Genomic DNA, 23,296 nt, shown 5'->3' with positions numbered 1-23,296 from the left:
GGGGGGAGCCGCCGGGCAATCCGAGGAGTGACTCCATGACGCTCGATGATATGTCCGTCGGAGAATCCGGTCGCGTGGCCGGCTTCGCGGAAGGCACACGCGCCTACCGCAAGAAACTGCTGGCCATGGGGCTCACCCCCGGTACGCCGTTTCGGATCACCCGCATCGCTCCCATGGGTGATCCCGTGGAACTTCAGGTGCGGGGCTTCAAACTGAGTCTGCGGCGGGCCGAGGCGACCGCCCTGAGAGTGGAGAGAGGGTAATGGAAAAGAGGTACACCATCGGAGTGGTGGGCAACCCCAACTGTGGCAAGACCACCCTGTTCAACGCCCTCACCGGCGCCCGCCAGCGGGTGGGCAACTGGCCGGGCGTCACGGTGGAACGCAAGACCGGCCACTACCGTCACGATGGCGCCGAATTCGAGGTCGTCGACCTGCCCGGCACCTATTCCCTGGACGTCACCGACGAGCACGTCTCTCTGGACGAGAAGATCGCCCGGGACTACGTTCAGGACGACGAAGCGAACCTCGTCATCAACATCGTCGATGCCTCGAACCTCGAGCGCAATCTCTATCTCACCGCCCAGTTGGTGGAGATGCGCAAGCCCCTGCTGGTGGCCCTCAACATGATGGACGCGGCCGACACCCTGGGCATGGACATCGACGTGGAACGACTGGCGGCGGACCTCGGATGCCCCGTGGTGCCGGTGGTGGCGGTGAACGACGAGGGCATCGACGCGGTGAAGAAAGCGGTGTCGGCAGCGGTCGAAGACCCGCCCATCCCCACCGCATCCATCACCTACGACCGCAGCCTGGAGCAGGCCATCGATGCCCTGCTGCCCGGGCTCGAGGCCACCGCCCGGGAGGCGGGCGCCGATCCGCGCTGGCTCGCCGTCCGCTTGCTGGAAGGTGACGACCTGGCCCACCGCCTCGCCGGTCCGGCCCTCTCCCCCGAACGCCTGGCGGAACTGCGGGCCGGCCTCGCGGACGACGTGGACATCCTGCTGGCGGATGGCCGTTACGGCTTCGCCAACACCCTGGCCCAGGGGGCGGTGACGCGCCGCGCCCAGGTGTCCCGCAACCGCTCGGACCGCATCGACCGGGTGATGCTGAACCGCGCCCTCGGCATCCCCATCTTCCTCGCCGTCATGTACCTGATGTTCATGTTCACCATCAACATCGGCGGCGCGTTCATCGACTTCTTCGATCAGTTCACCGGCACCCTGCTGGTGGACGGCATGGCCGAACTGATGGGCGGCCTGGGGGCTCCGGACTGGCTCACCGTGCTCATCGCCCACGGCATCGGCGGCGGCATCCAGGTGGTCGCCACCTTCATCCCCATCATCGCCTTCCTGTACCTGTTCCTGTCGGTGCTTGAGGACTCCGGCTACATGGCCCGGGCGGCCTTCGTCATGGACCGCTTCATGCGCGCCGTGGGGCTGCCCGGCAAGTCCTTCGTGCCCCTCATCGTGGGCTTCGGCTGCAACGTGCCCGCCATCATGGCCACCCGCACCCTGGAGCACCACCGCGACCGCATCATGACCATCGTCATGGCGCCCTTCATGTCCTGTGGCGCGCGCCTGCCGGTCTACGCCCTGTTCGCCGCGGCCTTCTTCCCGGTGGGGGGACAGAACGTGGTGTTCGGGCTCTATCTCATCGGCATCGCGGTGGCGCTGCTCACCGGTTTCATCATGAAGAAGACCCTGCTTCAGGGCGAGAGCACGCCCTTCGTGATGGAGCTGCCACCCTACCATCTGCCCACCGTCAAGGGCGTGTTGATCCGCACCTGGGACCGCACCAAGGGCTTCATGTTCCGGGCCGGGCGCATCATCGTGCCCATGGTGCTGGTGTTGAACGTCCTCAACTCCATGGGCACCGACGGCAGCTATGGCCACGAGAATACCGAGAGTTCGGTGCTTTCCGAGGTGGGCCGCACCATCTCGCCCGCCTTCTCTCCCATGGGCCTCGAAGCCGACAACTGGCCCGCGGCGGTGGGGATCTTCACCGGCGTGCTCGCCAAGGAGGCGGTGGTGGGCACCCTGGACTCCATGTACACCGCCCTCGGGCGGGCGGACGCCCTCGCCGCCGGGGAGGCCGTCGCGGAGGAGGAGGGCTTCAGCCTGGGAGGCGGCCTGTCGGCGGCCTTCCTCAGCGTACCGGAGAACCTGGCCGCCGCCCTGACCACCTGGACAGATCCCCTCGGGATCTCCGTGGGCGATATCTCCAGCACCGATGCGGCCGCCGGATCATTGGGGGTGGACGGCACCACCTTCGGCGCCATGGCGGCCCGTTTCGACGGCGCCGCCGGGGCCTTCGCCTATCTGCTGTTCATCCTGCTCTATTTCCCCTGCACCGCGGCCCTGGCGGCCATCTACAGGGAATCGGGCTCCGGCTGGACCCTGTTCGTGGCCGCCTGGACCACGGGCATGGCCTACGCCGCTGCCACCATCTTCTATCAGGCGGCCGTCTTCAGCCGCCACCCCGCCGCCTCCCTGGCCTGGATCGGCGCGATGCTGGCGGCATGGACGGCGGTGGTGCTGGCCCTGCGCTGGTGGGGCATGCGGGAGAAGGGCCGGCTGGTGGCGGTCACGGAGGGCCGGGCCTGATGGCGGCGTCGCGGGAGGCCGGAAGCGTGGCGGCCCATGCGTCGGGCGGGATGGGACGCCCATGATCCTCTCCGAGCTGCGTCGCTACCTGGCCGAGCACAGGCGGGTGACCCTCCAGGACATGGCCTACCGTTTCGATACCGACACCGATGCCCTGCGCGGCATGCTGGCGGTACTGGAGCGCAAGGGCCGGGTCCGCCACCTGCCGCCCGGCCAGTGCACCGCCGGTTGCAACAAGTGCGACCTGGGCCCCATGGATGTCTACGAATACGTGGACGACCGGAACTGAAAACTGCTCGACCATTGGACCCCCAGGATCTGCTTCACCTCCGGCGTTTCATCACCATCGTCCACCACGTGCCGGGACGGCTGCCGCCTACCTGCTGACCAACGAGACGGTGCAGCGCAACGCCATCAAGGGTGCGGTGAAACTGTGGTCCCTCATCCAGGGGGGCACGGAGGAGTTGAAAGAGCGTTTTCAGGATGCCGAAGCGGGGTTGCGGGCGGCGGAAGCGGTAAAGAGCGATGACACGGCAGGGAGCTAGTCCCGAGGTCCGCGTCCTGTTCCCGCGCCGCGGCCCGGCGCGGCCGACGCCCCATTCCCTGCATCTGGGCGGCGCCCGGCCACCGCACGGCCACCATGCCCCCATCAAGGCCGACCGCCTCGTGGTGGGCTTGGCGGCGGGCGCCGCCCTGCTCTACGTGGTGGGGCGGGCCCTGGGTCTCGGCCGGCGCTAGATCATGGCTGGTGGCGACTGCAGCGTGGTTCACGAGGTCCCCGGACGCCTGCGGCTCCGGGTGCCACTACTGGCGGAGCCCTCCACCGATCCCCGTCTGCTCGAGACCTGGATGGAGACCGTGCCGGGGGTGGAGCGGGTGCGGGTCAACCGCGGCGCCCGCTCCCTGGTGGTGGAGTATCCGCCGCACCTGGACCTGACGGCCACCATCCGCGCGCGACTGGCGGCCTATGGCCCGCCGGAGGCGCCGGCAACGCCGCCGGGACGTGGATCGGAGGCCGGCATGGCGCCCATCCTCGGCGCCGCCACGAGCCTGTTGCTGCTGCCCTTCCTGCCGCCCCCGGCCCAGCGCCTGCTCACCTTCGCCACCGTGGGCTCCACCCTCGCCAGGGGCGCCGACACCCTGGTGCATCGCGGCGTCAAGGTGGAGGTGCTGGATGCCCTGGCGGTGGGCCTGTCGGCGGCTCGGGGCCAGGTCTACACGGCTACCATCACCGATCTGCTGCTGGCCCTGGGGGAGTACCTGGAGCAGCGCACCGAGCGCCAGTCGGACCGGCTGCTGCGGCCCGAGCCCGCCATGGCCTGGGTGGAACGGGACGGGGTACTGGTGCAGGTGGCCGGCGACGAGGTGCGCGAGGGGGAGCGGGTGACCGTAGGCGTGGGCGAGACGGTGGTGGTGGACGGCCGGGTGGTGGCGGGCGTGGCCCTGGTCAACCAGTCCGCCGTCACCGGCGAGGACGCCCCGGTGCGCAAGGAGGCACCCAGGCGCGTGGTGGCCGGCTCGGTCATCGAGGAGGGGCGGGTGGTGGTCGAGGCCACCCAGGTGGGCGCGGAGACCACCACCGCCCGCATCTCCCGGTTCATCCAGGAGTCCCTGGAGAAACGCTCCGAGACCCAGCGCATGGCCGACGACCTGGCGGACCGGCGGGTCTACCTGACCCTCATCACCGGCGGCCTGGTGTATGCCCTCACCCGGGACCTCACGCGACTCGAATCGGTGTTCCTGGTGGACTACTCCTGCGCGCTCAAGCTGGGCACCCCGGTGGCCTTCAAGTCCGGCATGTACCAGGCCGCCCGTCACGGCGTGCTGATCCGCGGCGGCCAGGCCATGGAACACCTGGCCGCGGTGGACACGGTGGTGTTCGACAAGACCGGCACCCTCACCCACAGCGAGCTGGCAGTCACCGACGTGGAGGTGGTGGCGCCGGATGCCGGGTGCACCGCAGGGGATCTGCTGGCCCTGGTGGCGTCGGTGGAGGAGCATGCCAGCCATCCCGTGGCCAGGGCGGTGGTGGACGCCGCCCGCGAGCGGGACCTGCAGCATATCACTCACGGCGAGGTGGATTACCTGGTGGCCCATGGCATGTCCGCCGAGGTGCGCGGCGAGCGGGTGGTCATCGGCAGCCGCCACTACCTGGAGGAACACGAGGGCCTCTCCTTCGCCCCCCACCAGCCCCTCATCGACGGCCTCGAAGAGGCCGGCAAGACCCTGCTCTACGTGGGCAGCGCGGGCGAGCCCCTGGGGCTGGTGGCACTGCGGGACACCCTGCGCGCCGAGGCCGCCGCCGCCCTGACACGCCTGCGGCGCCCTGGGGGTGGAGCGGCTGATAATGATCACCGGTGATCAGCGAGCCAAGGCCGAGGCCCTGGGCGCGGAACTCGGCCTCGACGAGGTGCACGCCGAGATGCAGCCGGAGGCCAAGGCGGGAGTCATCGAGGCCCTGCAGCGGCAGGGTCACCGGGTGGCCTTCGTCGGTGACGGCGTCAACGACGGCCCCGCCCTGGCGGCCGCCGAGGTGGGCATCGCCATGCCCCGCGGCGCCGACATCGCGCGGGCCACCGCCGATATCGTGCTGCTGGAGGACCGCCTGGGGGCGGTAGCGGACGCCCGCCGCTTCTCCGCTCACACCATGGGACTCATCCGCACCAACTTCAACCTGGCGGTGGGCATCAACACCGGCATCCTGGCCGGCGCCATGGCGGGCTGGCTGTCACCGGTGGCCAGCGCCCTGCTCCACAACGGCACCACCATCGGTATCCTGATCAACGCCCTGGCGGGCGGCCGTAGCGGCAAGGCCGGGGACGCATAGCACCCGGCGACCATTCCTCCCCCGAGGCCCCCAGCCCATCGCCCTCAGACCCAGTCGGTGCGGGACGGTGGCGGGGATGGCTGGCGCCTGCATCTGTTCCTGTAGGCCGTAGGGTTCCGAGGTCTCTCCCCGCGCCAGGGGCGGCCCGAGTCTCAATCCGCCGGCGCGCCGTCAAAGTCATGCCGGACGTCCATGCCGCCATCCCCCACGGTGACGATTACGGCGGTGCCGTCGGTGAAGTAAACGGGCTCGCTGGCCAGGGTCCGCCCCGATGGAAAACGAGCCGCGAAGGCCATGCCCCCCTCGTCGTCGACCGTGAAGCCGAGACGCTGGCCCGGGGCGACGCGACCGAGTTCCCGCCGCCGATCGCGCCACAGCGCCGTGACCTCCGCCACCTCACCGCTGGCGTTCACCACCTCGAAGCGCGCGTCCTGCAAGGCCGAGGCCACCACCGCGGCGAAGATGGCGACGAGCGCGAGGGCGGTGGTAACCTCGGCCCACCGCAGCAGCCTACGGGGAGCAATCATCGGCGGTGCCTGGCATCGACGCGGTGGCCCCATGAGTTACCGACGCCTGGGATCAGTGTTGATGTTGGGGTTCGTTCCTCACCCCAACCTACCCTACTGAAGCCCGACCTACAGTCCGACCTACACAGCACCCCCACCACCCATTCCTTTGGCACGGATGTAGGTCGGGATTCATCCCGACATTCAAACAGCTGATTTCTTGGCGTTCCTGGCATCTTGGCGAGAGGAAATTATGCCCTCTATACCCACGAATTCTGCTAACGAACCTCTTTTACTTTCCTATTTTCGCGTCTTTCGTGGTTAACTCTCATGGCGATACGCGCCGCCCGAAATGATGAAAGAGGAGCGCGTATCGCCATGTTTGTTCCCTCACCCCATTCCTCTCTCAGAAGGAGAGGGGGAGAGCGTGCTTCGCGTCTTTCACGTTAACGCGCCTCATCGCAGGAAAAACTGCACCGGCACCTTGAGTTCGAGCTGCGCCTGTTGCATGTCCTCGGGCATGCGCGGCAGGGGCTGGGCGCGCTCGATCATGCGCTCCACTTCGCGGTCCAGCAAGCCGAAGCCGGAACTCTCCTCGATGCGGTAGTTCAAGACATGGCCCTCGCGATCCATCACGAAGTAGAGCAGCGCCGTACCCTCCTGGCGGCGCCGCTGGGCGCGCCGGGGGTACTCCTTGTGGCGCTCCAGCCAGGCCTGGAGGATGGCCGCGTAATCCGCTTCGGCGCCGGCCATTCCGCCGCCGGAGCTGTCGTCACCGCTGCCGGTATCCCGGGCGTCACGCGTGCCCTGACCTTTGCTGTCGGCGGTGGCCACCTGGCCGGGCCCGGCGTGGGAATCTGCCGGCTCCGGCGGCACGTCACTGACCTCCTGTAGAGGCTCGGTAACCGGCTCGGCAACCGCCACGAGCTCGGGCGGCGGTTCCACCTCGGGCTCCGGCTTGACAGGCTCCGGCTCGGTGATGACCACGGGTTCAGGCTCAGGTTCGGGTTTGAGTTCGGGCACCAACTCTTCTACGGGTTCCGGCTCCACCGTCTCCACCGGGACTGCCGCGACCACCTCGGGGGGTGGCTCTTCGACCGCCCGAACCTCCTCGGGTACCGGGGCCGGCGGCGGTTCCACGGACGCGGCCGCGGTGGCCTCCTCCATCGGCGCCCCGGCCGACCCGCCGGCGGGGCCCAGGGCCACCTCCAGGCCACCCATACCCGCGTCCACGGACCCGGGATCCGACCATTGCCAGAACATGGCGGCCGCGACCCCCAGATGCAGCAGCGCCGCCACACCGAAAGCAGGCAACCAGTAGCCACGTTGGATGGTCACGGGCCTTTCACCGGCACCGTGAGGAGTTTCAGGCGCTCCACGCCCGCTTCACGCAACAGTTCCATGACCTCCACCACCCGCACCGCCTCCGCGCCGCCATCGGCCTTGAGGCGCACCTCGGCCGTGGTCTCATGGACCAGGCGCTCGGCCACCGCGCCCTCCAGCGTGGCCTCATCCACCACGGCGCCGTCCAGGGCCAGGCGGCCGTCGGCCCCCACCAGCACCAGCATGTCCCGGACCTCCGCCGCCGCGCCGCTGGCGGACCGGGGCGGCTCGATGTGGAAGGGATCGGAGGCGGCCAGGCGGCCGGCCACCATGAAAAAAATGAGCAGCAGGAACACCACGTTGATGAGGGGCAGGATGCGCTCCTCGTCGTTGCGGGGGCGGGGGCTCTCGAAACGCATGGCTCAGCCCCCCTGAGAGCGGACCAGGGACAAGGAACGCACACCGGCCCCCGCCAACCGGTCGAGCACGTCCACCACCGCCTCCAGGGGTACCCCGCGGGCGGGCCTCACCAGGACCCGCTGATCGGGGCGGCGCGCCACCCGCTCGGCCACCCGAGCGGCGAGGGCATCGAGAGACAGAGACTCGCCGGAGAGCCGGATCCCCTCGGGCCGCAGCTCCACCAGCAGCGCGCCCTCGAGGGTGGTGGCCGCCGTCGCCCGGGCAGGGGCGCTCAGGTCGATGGACCGCCAGTCGAGAAAGCTGGAGGCGAGCATGAAAAAGACCAGCAGGATGAACACCACGTCGATGAGTGGCGTCAGGCTGATGAGGGGGCGCCGCCGGCGGGCGTTATTCGCCAGCCGCGGCAGCGGCTGGGCTGAGCCGTTCGACTCCATGGTCTTCCTCGTCCGTCACGTCCGACAGGTCCTCCGTGAATACCCGGGTAACCACGCTGTCCATCTCGTGGGCGAGGCGGTCCACCTTGCGTTCCAGCCAGTTGAGCAGGACCACCACCGGAATGGCCACCGCCAGGCCCACCGCGGTGGTGAGCAGGGCCTCCCAGATACCCCCCGACAGGATGGCGGGATTCACCTGGTTGCCGGCCTGCTCCAACTGGCGGAAGGCCTCTATCATGCCGAGCACGGTGCCGAACAGGCCCAGCAGGGGGGCCAGGGAAGCGATCACCTCCAGGGGCCGGAACCAGTGACGCAGGCTCTCCAGCACATCGCTGCCCCAGCGCACCACCTCCTCCCGCACCTTGGCCTCCGGCAGGTTGCGTTGCTGGCCGCGGATCGCCCGGGCCAGGGCCTGGGCCACCGGATTGCGCGAGCCCGCCGCCATGGCCACGGCATCGCCGATACGGCCGGAGCGATAGAGGGCCAGGGCACGGTGGGCGGTCTCGCGGTCGCCGAGGCGCGCGGCACTGAACTGCCACAGCTTGACCAGGACGATGGTGAGGGCCGTCACCGACATCGCGAGCAGGATGGCGACCACCGGCCCGCCGGTGGCCAGCAACTCCCGCAAGCCCTCCATCAAAGGTTCGCCCCCAGATGCCCCCAGGGCCGTGAGTTCAGATTGTAATTGGTCGTTCATTGCCGGATTTCCTCGAGACCATGGATGCGCAACCGCCCGCCACGGTCTGGCCGTTACGGAGCGCTAATACGAATCATTTTTATCACGTCGGTCGATTGCGTTCAATGTTGAGGCGCCATCCAGGAGCTGCGACACCCCTGGTTCGCCCCCTGCTTCACCACGCCGGCGCGTCCCAGAAACGGACCACCAGGGCGTTGATCGCCACCCCTGGGATCCGGTGCCAAGGCCCCGATCTATCGACCTTCTGCCGGCACGCCCGAGGCCATCTCCCGCTCCGGGGCAAGCCGCATCCGGCCCGTTACAGGCCCGGGCCGCCCACCGCCATCAGGGAACCACTTTGCGGGCGGTATCCAGGTAGCGGGCACCGTTCGAGCCGACCCCTTCGGCATCCGCCCTTTCCGATGCCAGATGGATGGCCTCCAGGGTCTCCGCCAATGCCGAGAAGTCGTGGTTGATGCGTTCCAATGCGTTCTCGAGGGTATAGGTGAGTTGGTGAACGGTGGCCAGATCCTGGGGCGTCAGCTCCTTCTGTTCCAGCACCGCAGCCAGCTTGGCATTGTACTCGGAGAAATTGGCCACCGCCTGCTCCAGGGTCTCGGCCGGTTTGCCCTCGTAATGCTCGACATCGTCGCTGGCCGGGGCCGCGCCGGCCAGGGCCAGGCTGCCGGCGAGAATCAGTATCCGTGAATAATGGCTCATCTGGGACTCCTCTAAATACGGTTGAAATAGTCGATCTTGGGGGTCTGGCCGACACCCGGCCGCGCCGGGCGAGGCCTCGAGCACGGGTACGAAAGACCACCGCCGCCAGTATATTAATAATGATTCGCATTTGCAAAACATGGGCCTGGCCCATGGCGCGTGCCCAGCCCCGGGACCGATGGATAGGCACGCGGATCAACCCGCCGCTCCGTCCACAGGACCCTCGCAGCCTCCATGGCGCTTATCATCGCCGCCCCGGTGCCCGCAGGAACAGCGCTATGCCCATGCCCGTGACTCCGGCGATCAGGAGCGCGCCCAGAGCCATCGCCCGGGTACCCCGGGAGCCCACTTCGAAGACCATCCAGCGCACGGCATCCAGGGCCTCGTTGCCGCCCCGCACGTCGTCGTCCACCTCGAAGTTGGTGGGCGGCTCGTAGAGGCGGCTCAGGTTGGCGAACACCTCGACGTCGGGGGTCGGGTGGTGGATGACTCCGAGGCGGGGATTGAGGGCGACGTATCCTGCACCTGGCCGTGGCTGTCACCATTGATGAACAACCGGGTGCCCGGGCCGTCGTGGGCGATGGGGGTGATGAAATCCACGGCGCCGCCAGGGTCCTGCTCCTTCAGCCCTGTTCCGTGATGTGAAGATAGCCCTTGAGGATATTGCGGGCCATCCTTTCGCACAGGTCGGGATCATCCTCCGCGGCCTCCCGCCCCGGTGCACGCACCAGGCGTACCATGGACTGGTCGCCGTCGATGATCACCACCCCCCGATCCCCCAACCAGGCGCTGCCGCCTCTGTACATGCTTGCCATGGGTCTTCTCCCTCGATGAGTTGCCAAATACATACTAACGCGACTAATTCTCATTTCCTTTTACGAAGATTGCAAATGGGAATTAATCGTAATCCAGTGGAGGGTGCCGACACGGGCGAGGGACGGAATGCTTGTAGGACCTGACGGCCCTTCGATAAGGGCCATCACAGTATTCAGCCAGGGAACGGCTCAGCGCCTGACCGGCACCAGGGCCAGCCCGCCCGCCGCCACCAGCACGGCCACCAGCACCGGGCCGAAGGGCTGGTCCCCGGCCAGGGCGATGGCGAAGGCGACCAGATAGGCGACCACCGCGATGGCGGCACTGATGACGAGGCAGGCGCGCCAGTGGGGCGCCAGACGGAAGGCTACCCAGGGAGGCACGAACACCAGGGCGAAGGCACCCATGAGGCCGAGGATGCCGGTGCCCATGGCCATGCCCAGGGCCACCAGCATGTCGAAGGCGAGATGCCAGCGCCACGCCGGCAAGCGGTTGGATGTCTCGTGACCGGGAAACAGGCGGGCGCGGATGAGCCGGGGCATGACCCACGGCAGCACCGCCGCCGCCACCACGGCGAAAACCAGGGCGCTCCCAAGATGAATGGGGCCGGCAAAGTAGAGTTGGCCCTCCACCAGCGCATGGCCCATGACGCTGCCGAGGGCGGTGTTGGCAGCCACCAGCAGGGTGGTGGCCCAGCCCACCAGGATCATAACCCCGTAGACGGTGTTGCCGCGGAAACGCCCGAAGGTCTTGAGGGCCGCTCCGACCAGGGCGCCCAGGGGAGCACCGAGGACCACCGGCAGCCCCACCGCCAGCCCCACCAGTCCGCTCGCTCCGGCCAGGTGGGCCAGGCCCAGGGCCGCCAGCCACTCGTCCCGCAACCGCAACAGCACTCCCAGCAGGGGCAGCACCAGAGCTATCACCAGACCGGCGGCGAAGGGCAGATGGAACAAGGGGTCCGCCACCATGGCCCAGTTCACGACCCGACCTCCAACACCCGGCTGCAGGCCTCTTGCAGGAAACCTCGTTCGTGGCTCACCAGCAGCACCGTACGCCGGCCCCGTTCCTGTTTCAGGATACCGGCGAGCATGGCCTCCCCTTCCGGATCCAGGTTATTGGTGGGCTCATCCAGCATCACCAGGTCCGCCGGGCCACCCACCACGGACCACACCGCCAGCAGCTGAAACTGGCCCCCGCTCAGGGCGTCGACCCGTCTGTCCAGCCAACCGGCGAGGCGACCGGGGGGAGTGTCCCGGACCCCGGCATGGCGCAGGTAATCGTGGCCACTGAAGGGCATCTCCTCCAGGCGCACCGGCTGCTGGGCCAGCCACGCCACGGCGAGCCCCGGCCGGCGTTCCAGGCGCCCGCCGAAGACGCGGGCGGTGCCGGCGATGGCCCGCAGCAGGGTGGACTTGCCGCTGCCGTTGGCCCCCCATAGACCCACCACCTCCCCCGGCTCCACCGTGAAGGACAAGGGACCGACCACCGGCTTGCCATAGCCGGCCACCAGGTCCGTCGCCTCGAGCAGCGGGGCCGCCATCAACCGTCCGTGGCGAGGGCGTCCACCCAGCGTTCCATGTGGTCCAGATAGGCCTCCCCGTCCGCACCCATGGGGGGCTCCAGGGGCAATCTCATGGTGGACCACCCCAGGGCCTGCGCCAGGACGTCCGCCGCCTGCTGCGGCTGGTAGGTGGCATACAGGATCACGCCGTCACGGCCCGCCAGCCTGTCCGTCAGTTCCCGGAGATGACTGGCGCTGGGCGGCACCCCGGGCACCGGCTCCAGGGTACCGAGATGGGGCACCCCGAAGCGATCCAGCAGATAGACGACATCCTTGTGGAAGCTCACCACCCCGGGCGTACCGGCTGTGCGCCGTTGCCATTCCTCCATGCGCGCCTGCACCTTGTCCTCGAAGGCGGCCGCCCGCTCCCGGTATACGCCGCCATGGTCCGGGTCCAGCTCCGCCAGACGATCGGCCAGGGCCAGCGCCACCCGCGCCATGCGCACGGGGTCCATGTTGACGTGGGGGTTGCCCACGGGGTGCACGTCCCCGCGGGCGCGATCCGCCGGCCCACCGACATCCAGCCGTTCCACCTGAGCCGCGGCCTCGAAGTAGCCCGCACGCCCCGGCAGGATGGCCGGATTGGCGGCCTGACGGATGGCGGGGGGCAACCAGCCGACTTCCATGTCCGCCCCCAGGGCCACCACCAAGTCGGCACTGCGCAGGGCCCGCATCATGGTCGGGCGCGCCTGCAAATAATGGAGATCCCGGTCCGGGGGGGCGAGGACGGTGACCTTCGCATGATCGCCCGCCACCTCGCGCACCAGGGCGCCGGTGCTCGTGCTGGTGGCCACCACATCGAGGGCCGCCTGGGCCGCCAGGGGCAGCCACAACATGCCGGGGATTAACAATCGTCTTAATAGATTCATGATGAATTCCTTCATAGGATTAACAACCAAACGCCGGGCAACGCCCCACCGCCGCAAACGGTGGAACCGCTACGCTTGTTCCACCCTACACACCTTTCCGAGCTTCTGCCCTTTCGCGCATTTCGTGTCTTTCGTGGTTACGCTTTTCGCCGTTTGGCTCGGCCCAGCGCCGCAACGGTGGAACCGCTGCGCTTGTTCCACCCTACACACCTTCCCGGGCTTCTCCCCTTTCGCGCATTTCGTGTCTTTCGTGGTTACGCTTTTCGCCGTTTGGCCCGGCCCACCGCCGCAGCGATGGGACCACTGCGCTTGTTCCGCCCTGCGCGTCCTTAGAACTTGTGGGCGCCATGGCTGCCGAGGCTCAGGATGTATTGGAGATAGACGTAGTCGAAGTCCTCGGACGTCCCGTCCTCGCCGGTGACGATATCCGCCGTGGCGGCCTGCAGGCGCAGCATGGAGAACTCGCTGGGCCGGTAGGTCAGGGCCGCGGTCCAACGGTCCGACTCGTCGAAGTTCTCGCCACCGCCGGTGCCCGTCACCTTGTTGGTAGACCCCAGGGCGTCGTAGCGCAGGCCGGCCTGCCAGCGGGGCGCGAAGCCATACCAGCCCTGAAGATACCAGCCATCGGTCTTGAACTTGCGCGTGCCACCCACCAGGGTGGGGTCGTCCTCGAAGGCGGTGATCTTCATATCCTTGGTATCGAAGAGATACTCGCCCTGGAGCACGAAATCCCCCGCGCCGTAGGAGCGGGGCGAGTCGTATTTGTACACCAGGTCGAGGCCCCACAGGGTCTCGTCGCCGTCGAAGCCCGCCTCTTCCTCCTCGATCTCGCCGATGAGCTGGGACTGAGTCGCGTGGGCCACCGAGGCCCCGAGTTGCAGGGCATGATTAAAGCCGAGGTCCGGGGCCACCTTGACGAAACCGATGAACAGGCGGGGTCCGTCGTCCTCGTCATCCAGCGCCAGCTCGTCCCTCTCATCCTCGTCTTCTACAAAGGCGCCGAAGCGTTCCTGTTCGCCCTGGAAGGCCTCCACCCCGAACAGGGTGTAGACGGGCAGCTCCGGCAGCCAGGTGAGCTGGACGCCGGTATCCGCCAGATTGAAGCCGAACAGGTTCTGGTGAGCGAGGTTCTGGTCCACGAAATCCCACTCGTGGGGGTGCTGACGGTTCATGTAACCGAAGTCACTGAAGAACTTGCCGGCCTTCACCTTGAGGCCACCGGGCAGGGAGCGCGTCTCCAGGAAAGCTTCCTCGATCTCCCCGCCGCCACCGTCGTCGAAGGTGAGGGTGGCCTGGGCGTCGAAGTAGGGATCCACGGTGGCGGAAAGCCACACCTCGGCCTCGCGGAAGTTGAAACCCTTCTCGGCCCCGCCGTGGGCATGCTCGTTCTCGCCGCCGCCCTCGTCCTCGTGACCATGGCCGGCACCGGCGCGGAAGGCCTCGCCGAGCAGCTCCGTGCCCTCGCCGTCCACATCGTCGGTGTAGTAATTGCCGTCCAGGATAACGGAGATCTGAGGATTGAAGGCGTTACCCGAGGTGACGGCGCCGCGGCTGCCCCCCCGCCTGGCGGACGGGACGGGCTTCGCCGCCACCTCGCGGCTCGCCCTGTCCGCCTTGCCGGCGGCCTCGCCCGCCGTGCGCTCGGCCTCCTCGAGACGGGACTCCAGGGCCTCGATCTTGCGCTCGTAGTCCGTCTTCATCTGCTGGATCATGGTCTTCAGTTCGGCGATATCCGCGTCATCGGCCGCGCCGGCACCCAAGGGTGCCAGTAGAGCGGCCGCCGCCAGGGCGCCGGTCATCAACTGCTTCATGGCTCTGTTCCTCTCGACGTTCAGTGGGTGGCGCGCGGCGGATACGATGCCGGCGCCGGAGGGTGGCCCTCCCATGGGCCACGCCTCGTGCATTCAAGGGAAAGAGGGTCCGCCGGGCCGCCGCCAGACTCATGGCACGGGAGCGAACCATCGGACCCGCCGGACGCCGACGCCTTCCTGGGAGACGGCAACGCCCGGCGGCCGTCAGGCGGGAGGACCGCGGGCGACGCCGAGGGGGGTGCAGGGCGGTGGGCCGCAGGGACGAACCAGGCCTGCTTTCAGGACGTGATTGAGGTCTGCGAGGGGTAAAGTTGCCGTGCCGGCATCGGCGTGCTTGAGATCACCGCCCACGAGGTAATACCCGCAGGCCGCGGGATCGTCGTCATGGTCGGGATGATGGACTTCGTGTTGTGCCAGCACCGCCTGGGCCACCGCCAGCAGGCCGGCGAGCAGCCACATGGGCCAGCGGCGCCTAGTTGCCAAGAGGGCTCTTCCGGTCATCATCCATGGGATTCCGCAGGCCGGCGTGAGTCGATCGCTTCCCGCGGGTAAAGCCGCCCCTGCCTCCTGTGCATGATGCCACCGCGCGGGTGCTCAATGCCTGCCACCGCAAAGGGCAGGCCGGTAAGAACATTGTGGCGAAGCGAGTCAGCACCGGGCAGGGTCCACGGGTTGGTCCGGAGAAGAAGCGAAAAATGTTATATCATAACAACCCCCTCTACAACCCTGATGGAAGGACGGATGACCTCCCACTCTCGCCCTCACCTCACCGCGGTGCTGCTGCTGTTTTTCCTGTCGGGCTTCACGGGCCTGGTGTTCCAAGTGTTGTGGATGCGCGAGCTGGCGCTGCTCTTCGGCAGCACCGCCCAGGCGGCCGGGGCCACCCTGGGGGCCTTTTTCCTCGGTCTCGCGGCGGGGGGTGCTTATTGGGGTCGTCGCACCCCCAAACTCGCCCATCCCCTGCGGACCTATGCCCTGCTGGAACTCGCGGTGGCCGCCAGCGCGCTGCTTTTTTTCGGGCTGATGGCTCTGTTCCATGCCCTCTACGGCTCGCTGTATCGGTGGTGGGGCGACCAACCAGGGCTGTTCCTGGCCATCAAGGTACTCATCGCCATGGCCGTGCTGGTGCCGCCCACCTTTTTCATGGGTGGCACCCTGCCGGTGCTCAGCCAGTACGTGGTGCGGGGCCCGGCCACCCTGGGCCGCCGGGTGCCGCTGCTCTACGCCCTCAACACCCTGGGGGCCGCCGGCGGGGTGTTGCTGGCGGCCTTCGTGCTGCCCCAGGCGCTGGGTTACCGGACGAGTTACGGGGTAACTATCGGGGCCGTGCTCGTTATCGCGGCGGCCGCCGGCCTGCTGGCGCTGCGGGCTCCGGTGTCAGCCGCGGCACCGGTGGTCACCCCGAAACCCGCCCCTGGGGCACCTGCCGGCATCGGGCTACCCACCATCCGCGCCCTGGCCTTTCTTTCCGGCTTCGTCACCCTGGCCCTGGAGGTGTTATGGACCCGCATGTTCGCCCAGGTGCTGCAGAACTCCGTCTATACCTTCGCCGCCGTGCTCATGGTGTTCCTGGTGGCCCTAGCCCTGGGTGCCCTGGCGGCGCGCCTGATCGCCCGCCGCCAGGCGGCACCCCGCCCCGTACTGGCCGCCATGCTGGTGGCCGGCGCCCTCCTCACCGCGGCGACACCCCAGGTGTTCCATCACGTCACCGATGGCCTCGGCTACGTGGGGGCAGGTACGGACTGGGCAGGCTATGTGGCCACCGTCATCGGCACCACCGCCGTGGTGTTGTTGCCCGCCACCCTGATACTGGGCCTGGTATTTCCCTACCTCGCCAGGGTCAGCGAGCCCGTCAGCCGCCATGCCGGGCACACCGTGGGGGAGCTCGTGGCCCTGAACACCCTGGGGGCCATCGCCGGCGCCCTGGGCGCGGCCTTCCTGCTGCTGGAATGGCTGGGGCTGTGGCGCTCCATCCAGCTCATGGCCGCCCTCTATCTGGTGGCCGTGCTGTTGGCCATACGACCGCTGGCGGAGGACGGCCCGCGCCGGGCCCGGGCCCTGGTGACCGCACCGGCAGTAGGACTGATGCTGCTGCTCACCGTGCTGGACAGTTCCCGGCTGCCCCTGGTGCGCATCGACCCGGTGGGCAGCCAGGAGAGCATCTATGAAATCTGGGAGGGCGGCGGCGGTGCGGTGGCGGTGGTGCGCCGGGGCGATGACCTGCGCACCAAGGTGAACAACTACTACACCCTGGGGGGCACCGCGGGCCGGGGCTACGAGGAACGCCAGGCCCACTTTCCCCTGCTGCTGCATCCCGACCCGCGCTCGGTGTTCTTCATCGGTCTCGGCACCGGCATCACCGCCGGCGCGGCCCTGGCCCATGATGTGGAGCGGGTCGTGGCGGCCGAACTGCTGCCGGAGGCCATCGCCGCCTCCCGCAAGTATTTCCGACCCTGGATCCACGGCCTCTTCGACGATCCGCGGGCCACCGTCATCGCCGCCGATGGGCGCCATCACCTGGCGGCCACGCCGGAGCGCTACGACGTCATCATCGGCGACCTGTTTATCCCCTGGCGAGCCGGTGCCGGCGGCCTGTACACCCTGGAGCACTTCACCAGTACCCGGGCGCGCCTGAACCCGGGCGGCCTGTTCGCCCAGTGGCTGCCCCTGTACCAGCTCTCGGAGCGGGAATTCGGCGTCATCACACGTACCTTCCTGGAGGCATTCGACCACGTCACGCTGTGGCGCGGCGACTTCCTGCCCACCGGCCCCATCGTGGCCCTGGTGGGACACACCGACCCTGCCCCGCTCGATGCCGGCGCCGTGATCGCGCGCGACCGCATCTGGCAGCAGACGGGGGATGAGGGCCCAGAAGGGGCGGACGGACTGCCACTGCTGCTCTACTATGGCGGCAACCTGTCGGAGACCCGGGAGCTGTTCGCCGGCTATCCCCTGTCCACCGACGACCGGCCGGCCATCGAGTTCCTCGCCCCCGTCACTCAGCGTGCGGTGGCTACCGCCGCCAGCTCCTGGCTCACCGGCGCGCCCCTGCTAGAGCTGCTGGAGGACATCGCCGGCCATACGCCGTGGGGATCCGACCCCTACCTGACCGCCCTCACGCCCCGCCAGCGCGCCACCGCGGAGGCGGGGCTGGCCCTGTTCCGTGCCCGCTTCCTCGAGGGCCGCGACCGCCCCGAGGCGGCCCGGCGGGAGCGGGACCGGGCGCTGGCCTTGTTGGCCGGACCCCCTGCCGAGACGGCGGAGCCCCCAACCGCCAGCGCACGACTGCGCCGGGAACTGGAGTCCGTGAAGGCCGAATACCGCGAGCAACTGCGCCTGATGGAGCAACGCCTGGAGGATCTGAGCAAGGAAAAGACGGCGCCCTGATGGTTTGATGTCGGGATGAATCCCGACCTACATCCGTGCCGCGGGAACCGGCGATAGCGGCGCACCTGTGGTTCGGATTGTGGGTCGGGCTGTAGGCCGGGCTTCAGCCCGACAGCCCGCCGGTAGGGGGCCAACCGGCGTGGGGTGCACGGAGCGGGGCCGGATGTCGGGATGAATCCCGACCTACATTCATGCCGCGGGAATCAGCGGCCGGCGGCGGCCAGTTCCCGGGGCAGGGAAAACACCACGTCCTCGCGGTTGGCGCCGTCGTCCAGGGTGACGGTGGCCCCCAGCCCGCGCAGGCGCTCCAGCACCTCCTGCACCAGCACCTCGGGAGCCGAGGCCCCGGCGGTGACGCCCACGTGGCGCTTGCCGGTCAGCCAGGCGGCATCCAGGTCATCGGCGCTGTCGATGAGGTAGGCCTCCACACCCCGTTTCTCGGCGATCTCCCGCAGGCGGTTGGAATTGGAGCTGGTGACGGAGCCCACCACCAGCAGCAGGTCGCAGTCCTCCGTCAGCTCCTTCACGGCGTTCTGGCGGTTCTGGGTGGCATAGCAGATGTCGTCCTTGCGCGGCCCCACGATGGCGGGAAATCGCTCTTTGAGGGCAGCGATGACGGCGGCCGTGTCGTCCATGGACAGGGTGGTCTGGGTAGTGAAGGCGAGGTTCTCCGGATCATGAACCTCCAGCCCCTCCACGTCCGCCACCTTCTCCACCAGGTAGATGCCGCCGCCGGTGTCGCCATGCTGGTCCCGATATTGGCCCCTATATTGGCCGAGGGTCCCCTCCACCTCCGGGTGCCCGGCGTGGCCGATGAGCACGCACTCGCGAACTTCCCGCTGGTGGCGAGCCACCTCCAGGTGCACCTTGGTGACCAGGGGACAGGTGGCGTCGAAGACCTTGAGGCCGCGGCCCTCCGCCTCCTCGCGCACCCGCAGGGGCACGCCGTGGGCGCTGAAGATCACCACCGCGCCGTCGGGCACCTCGGCCAGTTCGTCCACGAACATCGCCCCCTTGTCCCGCAGGCAGTCCACCACGAAACGATTGTGCACCACCTCGTGGCGCACGTAGATGGGTGCCCCATATATTTCCAGGGCACGGTCGACGATGGCGATGGCGCGGTCGACGCCGGCACAGAAACCGCGGGGATTGGCGAGTTTTACATCCATGAATGGCACGGCAGGTGGGAATGGGTAGGAAATGGTAGTCTGTCCCGCCGCCGGGGAAAACCCATACCCAGCCCGGGAACCCGTCCCGGAGAAGTCCCCGGAGCGCCCCCGGGGGCGAACAGGCCACGCCAGCCCAGCCAGACCTCGGATCTCTCACGGAGGCACGGAGGCACAGGGAAAGGCAATGATTCCGGATCCCTCGTCACGGCGGGGGGGTCGCGACGACCTTCCCGAACCAGACCCAATACTGCTGGCCTGAACTACTGGGCTCGGCGCCCCTGTGCCTCCGTGCCTCCATGCCTCCATGCCTCCGTGAGAGGAATCCCCAACCTCCGCAGGAGACTCGCGGCATCACCGGCACCGGTGCCCCTACAAGACCTCGAGAATCTGAACCTTGAAGGAGAGATTGCGGGTGCACAGGGGGTGGTTGAAATCCATCTCCACGGCATCGGGCCCGAGGCGTTGTACCGTGCCCGCCAGCTCGTCCCCTGCGGGCGTCGTGAAGCCCACCACATGGCCCTCCTCCAGGACCATGTCGGCCGGAAAGTCCGAGCGCGGCATGGTGTGGATGTTGGCGGGGTCGTAGGCACCGAAGACCTCGCTGCCGCTGAGGTAGAACACTGCCCGCGTGCCCGTATCCAGGCCCTCGATGACGTTCTCGAAGCGCTCGTGGAGGGTGCCGTCCCCCAGGGTGATGGTCATGGGCTCCTCGTCCACCGTGGAGTCCACCACCGGCCCGCCCTCGATGGCCAGGGTCCAATGGAGGGTCACCCGCCGTCCCGGCGCCGCCACGGTCACAAGCCGTCCTCCCGTCGTTCCTGCGCCTTGCCTCCGCGGATGACGTCCACCACCAGCATCACCGCTCCCACGGAGATGGCGGCATCGGCCACGTTGAAGGCCGGCCACGGGTTGAACAACCGCCACGGCAGGAAGGGCAGGTAGACCTGCACGAAATCGATGACATAACCGAAGACCAGGCGATCCACCACGTTGCCCAGGGCGCCCCCCAGCACCAGGGCCAGGGCCAGGGGCTGCCACACCCACTCCCGGGGCATGCGCAGGATCCAGAAGCTGATGGCCGCCGCCACCCCGGCCCCCAGGACCACGAAGAACCAGCGCTGCCAGCCGCCGGCATCGGCCAGGATGCTGAAGGCCGCGCCGGGGTTGTGGGCCAGGGTGAGATAGAGATAATCCGCCACCACCGTCACCGACCGCCCGAACTCCAGGCCCTCGGCGGCGGCCACCTTGGTGATCTGATCTACCAGCAGCACCACGGCGGAGACCGCGTACCAGCGCAGGGTGCGGTTCATGCGATACGCCGCGCCTCGCCCGGCCCATCCACGTTGTCCACGCAGCGCCCGCACAACTCGGGATGCCTGGCGTGGCTGCCCACGTCCTCGCGCCGGTGCCAGCAGCGCACGCACTTGCGGTGCTCCGAGGGATAGGCGGACACCCACACCTCGCCCCGGCCCGCCAGGGTGTGGAGCATGGCATCCTCGGGGCGCTCCTCCAGGGGGTAGACATGGGCATAGGAGGTGATGAGCACGAAGCGCAGCTCGTCGCCGAGGCGCTCCAGGCCCTCGCGGATGGGGCCCTCGCAGTAGATGTCCACCTCGGCCTCCAGGGAGGCGCCGATGACCCCGTCGGCGCGCAGGGGCTCGAGGGCGCGGTAGACGCAATCCCGCACCTCGATGACGGTTTCCCAGTAGGCACCGTTCATGCCCGAGTCGTCGAGGGCAAAGAGCCCGTCGTACCAGGTGGCGAGGAACACGGATTCGTGGCCGCCCCCACCCGGCAGGTTGTCCCAGATCTCCTCGGCGGTGAAGCTCAGCACCGGCGCCAGCCAGCGGGCGAAGGCCTGGGCGATGTGATACAGGGCCGTCTGGCCCGAGCGGCGCGCCCGGCTGTCGGGGCGGGTGGTGTAGAGGCGGTCCTTGATGACGTCCAGGTAGAAGCCCCCCAGGTCCACCGCCGCGAAGTTGTGCAGCAGCTGGTAGATCACATGGAACTGGTGCTCCGTGTAGGCCTGGCGGATGCGCTGCTGGTGGCCGAGGGCACGGTCCACCGCCCAGCGGTCCAGGGCCAGCATGTCGCCGGGGGCCACGGTGTGGAGGGCGGGGTCGAAGCCATCGAGGTTGGAAAGCAGAAAACGCGCCGTGTTGCGCAGGCGCCGGTAGGTGTCCGCCATGCGCTTGAGGATCTCGTCGGACACGCTCATCTCCGCGCGATAGTCCGTGGCCGCCACCCACAGGCGCAGGATATCGGCCCCCAGGGCGTTCATCACCTGCTGGGGGGCCACCACGTTGCCCCGCGACTTGGACATCTTCATGCCCTGGGCATCCACCGTGAAGCCGTGGGTGAGCACGCCCCGATAGGGGGCCGAGCCGTTGATGGCCACCGCCGACAGCAGGGAGGACTGGAACCAGCCGCGGTGCTGGTCCGAGCCTTCCAGGTACAGATCCGCCGGGTAGGCCAGCTCCGGGCGCCGGCGCAGCACGGCCTCGTGGGTGACGCCGGAATCGAACCAGACATCCAGGGTGTCGTTGACCTTCTCGTAGTCCGCAGCCTGCTCGCCCAGCAGTTCCTCGGGCGCCATCTCGAACCACGCCGACACGCCCCCCTCCTCCACCCGCCCGGCCACCGCTTCCAGCAGGGCCTCCGTGTCGGGATGGATTTCGCCGCTCTGACGGTGGACGAACAAGGGGATAGGCACCCCCCAGGTGCGCTGGCGGGAGACGCACCAATCGGGACGCCCCGCCACCATGCCCTCGATACGGGCTTGGCCCCATTCCGGTATCCACGTCACCGCGCGGATGGCCTCCAGGGCCTTCTCCCGCAGCCCCTGGTGGTCCATGGCGATGAACCACTGGGGGGTGGCGCGGAAGATGAGGGGGCGCTTATGGCGCCAGCAATGGGGATAGCTGTGGTGGAGCTTCTCCACGTGGATGAGGGCGCCGCGCTCCCGCAGCACCTCCAGCACCCGGTCGTTGGCGGCGAACACCTCCTCGCCGCCGAACAACGGGGTAGCGGGCAGGAAGCGGCCGTCCGGCCCCACGGGGTTATCCACCTCGAGGCCGTAACGCCGGCCCACCACGTAGTCGTCCTGGCCGTGGCCGGGGGCCGTGTGCACGGCGCCGGTGCCGGCCTCCAGGCTGACGTGGTCGCCGAGGATGACGGGCACGGTGCGCTCGTAGAAGGGATGGTGCAGCAGCATGCCCTCCAGGGCGATGCCGCGGCAGCGCGCCAACACCCGGTGATCGTCGGCGCCGTAACGATGCATCACGTCGGACAGCAGGCCATCGGCCACCAGCAGCCGCTCCGGGCCGGAGCCCAGGTCCACCTGCACCAGGGCGTACTCCAGCTCGGGGTTCAGCGCCACCGCCCGGTTGGCCGGCAGGGTCCAGGGGGTGGTGGTCCAGATGACCACGGATACCGGGCCCTCGCTCGCGGACACCTGGCCCTGGCCCACGGCGCCGGCCAGCACCAGGAAATCGGCATCGTCCACGGGCCGGAAACGTACGTCGATGGCGGGGGAGGTCTTGTCCTCGTATTCCACCTCCGCCTCGGCCAGGGCCGAGCGGCAGTCGGCACACCAGTGGACGGGCTTGAAGCCCTTGGTGAGATGCCCGGCCACGACGATCTTGCCCAGGGCACGGATGATGGCGGCCTCGGTGTGGTAGTCCATGGTGAGGTAGGGATGGTCCCAGTCCCCCAACACGCCGAGGCGGATGAAGTCGGTGCGCTGGCGGTCCACCTGCTGCGCCGCATATTCGCGGCACTTCTGCCGGAAGGTGGCGGCGTCCACCTTGCCGCCGGGCTTGCCCACCTTCTTCTCCACCTGCAGCTCGATGGGCAGGCCGTGGCAGTCCCAGCCGGGCACGTAGGGGGCGTCCATGCCGTCCAGGGTACGGGCCTTGACAATGATATCCTTTAGGATCTTGTTCACCGCGTGGCCGATGTGGATATCGCCATTGGCGTAGGGCGGGCCGTCGTGGAGCACGTATTTCGGGCACTCCCGGCGCGCCTCCCGCAGACGCGCGTACAGCCCCATCTGCTGCCAGCGCTCCACCATTCCGGGCTCACGCTGGGGAAGATTGGCACGCATGGGGAAGGCGGTAGCGGGCAGGTTCAGGGTCTCTTTGTAGTCGGTCAAGGTCACTCTCTAGGGCTGGGCG

25 protein-coding genes are annotated in these 23,296 nt (G+C 68.5%); 8 read left to right on the top strand and 17 right to left on the bottom strand.

Annotated elements, in window-relative coordinates; genetic code table 11:
* Positions 1–35: 35 nt before the first annotated feature.
* The 7 genes from U5S82_14265 (at position 36) to U5S82_14235 (ending at position 5,432) form a co-directional block, all read left to right on the top strand.
* Complete coding sequence (locus U5S82_14265; GenBank protein ID MDZ7752794.1) at positions 36–263, top strand: FeoA family protein; 228 nt, start codon at positions 36–38, stop codon at positions 261–263.
* The gene (gene feoB, locus U5S82_14260) at positions 263–2,605 is read left to right on the top strand and encodes a Fe(2+) transporter permease subunit FeoB (GenBank protein MDZ7752793.1); all 2,343 of its coding nucleotides are present in this window, start codon (positions 263–265) and stop codon (positions 2,603–2,605) included. Before U5S82_14265 ends, feoB begins: the two co-directional genes overlap by 1 nt.
* A 61-nt stretch (positions 2,606–2,666) precedes the next feature.
* On the top strand, positions 2,667–2,894 hold the full coding sequence (locus tag U5S82_14255; protein ID MDZ7752792.1) for a FeoC-like transcriptional regulator: 228 nt from the start codon (positions 2,667–2,669) through the stop codon (positions 2,892–2,894).
* Between the two features lie 109 nt (positions 2,895–3,003).
* Positions 3,004–3,150, top strand: a complete 147-nt coding sequence (locus tag U5S82_14250; protein MDZ7752791.1) for a hypothetical protein — start codon at positions 3,004–3,006, stop codon at positions 3,148–3,150.
* A complete protein-coding gene (locus tag U5S82_14245) occupies positions 3,131–3,343 on the top strand; it encodes a hypothetical protein (protein ID MDZ7752790.1) in 213 nt (70 codons plus the stop codon). The genes U5S82_14250 and U5S82_14245 overlap by 20 nt, the downstream gene beginning before the upstream one ends.
* Before the next feature lie 3 nt (positions 3,344–3,346).
* Positions 3,347–4,966, top strand: a complete 1,620-nt coding sequence (locus U5S82_14240) for an HAD-IC family P-type ATPase (GenBank protein MDZ7752789.1) — start codon at positions 3,347–3,349, stop codon at positions 4,964–4,966.
* Positions 4,953–5,432: an HAD-IC family P-type ATPase gene (locus U5S82_14235; protein ID MDZ7752788.1), complete on the top strand. Its 480-nt coding sequence runs from the start codon at positions 4,953–4,955 to the stop codon at positions 5,430–5,432. The genes U5S82_14240 and U5S82_14235 overlap by 14 nt, the downstream gene beginning before the upstream one ends.
* A gap of 152 nt (positions 5,433–5,584) precedes the next feature.
* Here the strand turns inward: U5S82_14235 and U5S82_14230 are convergent, their stop codons facing one another.
* The 13 genes from U5S82_14230 to U5S82_14170 form a co-directional block, all read right to left on the bottom strand.
* Complete coding sequence (locus tag U5S82_14230) at positions 5,585–5,959, bottom strand: hypothetical protein (GenBank protein ID MDZ7752787.1); 375 nt, start codon at positions 5,957–5,959, stop codon at positions 5,585–5,587.
* Positions 5,960–6,394: 435 nt separating this feature from the next.
* Complete coding sequence (locus U5S82_14225; GenBank protein MDZ7752786.1) at positions 6,395–7,276, bottom strand: energy transducer TonB; 882 nt, start codon at positions 7,274–7,276, stop codon at positions 6,395–6,397.
* Complete coding sequence (locus U5S82_14220) at positions 7,273–7,680, bottom strand: biopolymer transporter ExbD (protein ID MDZ7752785.1); 408 nt, start codon at positions 7,678–7,680, stop codon at positions 7,273–7,275. Before U5S82_14220 ends, U5S82_14225 begins: the two co-directional genes overlap by 4 nt.
* A gap of 3 nt (positions 7,681–7,683) precedes the next feature.
* A complete protein-coding gene (locus tag U5S82_14215; protein ID MDZ7752784.1) occupies positions 7,684–8,115 on the bottom strand; it encodes a biopolymer transporter ExbD in 432 nt (143 codons plus the stop codon).
* Positions 8,069–8,752 carry a MotA/TolQ/ExbB proton channel family protein gene (locus U5S82_14210; GenBank protein ID MDZ7752783.1) on the bottom strand — a complete coding sequence of 228 codons (684 nt, stop codon included), beginning with the start codon at positions 8,750–8,752 and terminating at the stop codon, positions 8,069–8,071. The genes U5S82_14215 and U5S82_14210 overlap by 47 nt, the downstream gene beginning before the upstream one ends.
* A gap of 384 nt (positions 8,753–9,136) precedes the next feature.
* Positions 9,137–9,511, bottom strand: coding sequence for a DUF6746 family protein (locus tag U5S82_14205; protein ID MDZ7752782.1), 375 nt, complete (start codon positions 9,509–9,511; stop codon positions 9,137–9,139).
* 244 nt (positions 9,512–9,755) lie between these two features.
* Entirely contained in the window at positions 9,756–9,971 is a 216-nt protein-coding gene (locus U5S82_14200) for a hypothetical protein (GenBank protein ID MDZ7752781.1), read from the bottom strand.
* Between the two features lie 163 nt (positions 9,972–10,134).
* Complete coding sequence (locus U5S82_14195) at positions 10,135–10,326, bottom strand: hypothetical protein (protein ID MDZ7752780.1); 192 nt, start codon at positions 10,324–10,326, stop codon at positions 10,135–10,137.
* 189 nt (positions 10,327–10,515) lie between these two features.
* Entirely contained in the window at positions 10,516–11,304 is a 789-nt protein-coding gene (locus tag U5S82_14190) for a metal ABC transporter permease (GenBank protein MDZ7752779.1), read from the bottom strand.
* A complete protein-coding gene (locus tag U5S82_14185; protein ID MDZ7752778.1) occupies positions 11,301–11,864 on the bottom strand; it encodes an ATP-binding cassette domain-containing protein in 564 nt (187 codons plus the stop codon). Before U5S82_14185 ends, U5S82_14190 begins: the two co-directional genes overlap by 4 nt.
* Entirely contained in the window at positions 11,864–12,754 is an 891-nt protein-coding gene (locus U5S82_14180) for a metal ABC transporter substrate-binding protein (protein ID MDZ7752777.1), read from the bottom strand. The genes U5S82_14185 and U5S82_14180 overlap by 1 nt, the downstream gene beginning before the upstream one ends.
* Before the next feature lie 329 nt (positions 12,755–13,083).
* A complete protein-coding gene (locus U5S82_14175; protein ID MDZ7752776.1) occupies positions 13,084–14,565 on the bottom strand; it encodes a TonB-dependent receptor in 1,482 nt (493 codons plus the stop codon).
* Between the two features lie 204 nt (positions 14,566–14,769).
* Positions 14,770–15,069 (bottom strand): hypothetical protein, encoded by a 300-nt coding sequence (locus tag U5S82_14170; GenBank protein ID MDZ7752775.1) that lies wholly within the window; start codon positions 15,067–15,069, stop codon positions 14,770–14,772.
* Between the two features lie 237 nt (positions 15,070–15,306).
* Between U5S82_14170 and U5S82_14165 the strand changes: the two genes are divergently transcribed.
* Positions 15,307–17,952, top strand: a complete 2,646-nt coding sequence (locus tag U5S82_14165; protein ID MDZ7752774.1) for a fused MFS/spermidine synthase — start codon at positions 15,307–15,309, stop codon at positions 17,950–17,952.
* Positions 17,953–18,155: 203 nt separating this feature from the next.
* Here U5S82_14165 and ispH read toward each other — a convergent pair whose 3' ends face one another.
* The 4 genes from ispH to ileS form a co-directional block, all read right to left on the bottom strand.
* On the bottom strand, positions 18,156–19,121 hold the full coding sequence (gene ispH / locus U5S82_14160) for a 4-hydroxy-3-methylbut-2-enyl diphosphate reductase (protein MDZ7752773.1): 966 nt from the start codon (positions 19,119–19,121) through the stop codon (positions 18,156–18,158).
* A 369-nt stretch (positions 19,122–19,490) separates the two neighbouring features.
* Positions 19,491–19,919: an FKBP-type peptidyl-prolyl cis-trans isomerase gene (locus U5S82_14155; protein MDZ7752772.1), complete on the bottom strand. Its 429-nt coding sequence runs from the start codon at positions 19,917–19,919 to the stop codon at positions 19,491–19,493.
* The gene (gene lspA, locus U5S82_14150; GenBank protein MDZ7752771.1) at positions 19,916–20,431 is read right to left on the bottom strand and encodes a signal peptidase II; all 516 of its coding nucleotides are present in this window, start codon (positions 20,429–20,431) and stop codon (positions 19,916–19,918) included. Before lspA ends, U5S82_14155 begins: the two co-directional genes overlap by 4 nt.
* Positions 20,428–23,274: an isoleucine--tRNA ligase gene (gene ileS, locus U5S82_14145; protein ID MDZ7752770.1), complete on the bottom strand. Its 2,847-nt coding sequence runs from the start codon at positions 23,272–23,274 to the stop codon at positions 20,428–20,430. The genes lspA and ileS overlap by 4 nt, the downstream gene beginning before the upstream one ends.
* Positions 23,275–23,296: the final 22 nt, after the last annotated feature.

It is taken from the genome of Gammaproteobacteria bacterium, from assembly GCA_034522055.1.
Lineage (GTDB): Bacteria > Pseudomonadota > Gammaproteobacteria > JAABTG01 > JAABTG01 > JAABTG01.
The sequence above is the reverse complement of the archived record's forward strand: the minus strand, read 5'-3'. Positions and strand labels throughout refer to the sequence as shown.

Coding starts and splice junctions, on each gene's coding strand:
- U5S82_14265 (MDZ7752794.1), top strand. CDS start 36: ATGACGCTCGATGATATGTCCGTCGGAGAATCCGGTCGCGTGGCCGGC.
- feoB (MDZ7752793.1), top strand. CDS start 263: ATGGAAAAGAGGTACACCATCGGAGTGGTGGGCAACCCCAACTGTGGC.
- U5S82_14255 (MDZ7752792.1), top strand. CDS start 2,667: ATGATCCTCTCCGAGCTGCGTCGCTACCTGGCCGAGCACAGGCGGGTG.
- U5S82_14245 (MDZ7752790.1), top strand. CDS start 3,131: ATGACACGGCAGGGAGCTAGTCCCGAGGTCCGCGTCCTGTTCCCGCGC.
- U5S82_14240 (MDZ7752789.1), top strand. CDS start 3,347: ATGGCTGGTGGCGACTGCAGCGTGGTTCACGAGGTCCCCGGACGCCTG.
- U5S82_14235 (MDZ7752788.1), top strand. CDS start 4,953: ATGATCACCGGTGATCAGCGAGCCAAGGCCGAGGCCCTGGGCGCGGAA.
- U5S82_14230 (MDZ7752787.1), bottom strand. CDS start 5,959: ATGATTGCTCCCCGTAGGCTGCTGCGGTGGGCCGAGGTTACCACCGCC.
- U5S82_14220 (MDZ7752785.1), bottom strand. CDS start 7,680: ATGCGTTTCGAGAGCCCCCGCCCCCGCAACGACGAGGAGCGCATCCTG.
- U5S82_14215 (MDZ7752784.1), bottom strand. CDS start 8,115: ATGGAGTCGAACGGCTCAGCCCAGCCGCTGCCGCGGCTGGCGAATAAC.
- U5S82_14210 (MDZ7752783.1), bottom strand. CDS start 8,752: ATGGAGGGCTTGCGGGAGTTGCTGGCCACCGGCGGGCCGGTGGTCGCC.
- U5S82_14205 (MDZ7752782.1), bottom strand. CDS start 9,511: ATGAGCCATTATTCACGGATACTGATTCTCGCCGGCAGCCTGGCCCTG.
- U5S82_14195 (MDZ7752780.1), bottom strand. CDS start 10,326: ATGGCAAGCATGTACAGAGGCGGCAGCGCCTGGTTGGGGGATCGGGGG.
- U5S82_14185 (MDZ7752778.1), bottom strand. CDS start 11,864: ATGGCGGCCCCGCTGCTCGAGGCGACGGACCTGGTGGCCGGCTATGGC.
- U5S82_14180 (MDZ7752777.1), bottom strand. CDS start 12,754: ATGAATCTATTAAGACGATTGTTAATCCCCGGCATGTTGTGGCTGCCC.
- U5S82_14175 (MDZ7752776.1), bottom strand. CDS start 14,565: ATGAAGCAGTTGATGACCGGCGCCCTGGCGGCGGCCGCTCTACTGGCA.
- U5S82_14170 (MDZ7752775.1), bottom strand. CDS start 15,069: ATGATGACCGGAAGAGCCCTCTTGGCAACTAGGCGCCGCTGGCCCATG.
- U5S82_14165 (MDZ7752774.1), top strand. CDS start 15,307: ATGACCTCCCACTCTCGCCCTCACCTCACCGCGGTGCTGCTGCTGTTT.
- ispH (MDZ7752773.1), bottom strand. CDS start 19,121: ATGGATGTAAAACTCGCCAATCCCCGCGGTTTCTGTGCCGGCGTCGAC.
- lspA (MDZ7752771.1), bottom strand. CDS start 20,431: ATGAACCGCACCCTGCGCTGGTACGCGGTCTCCGCCGTGGTGCTGCTG.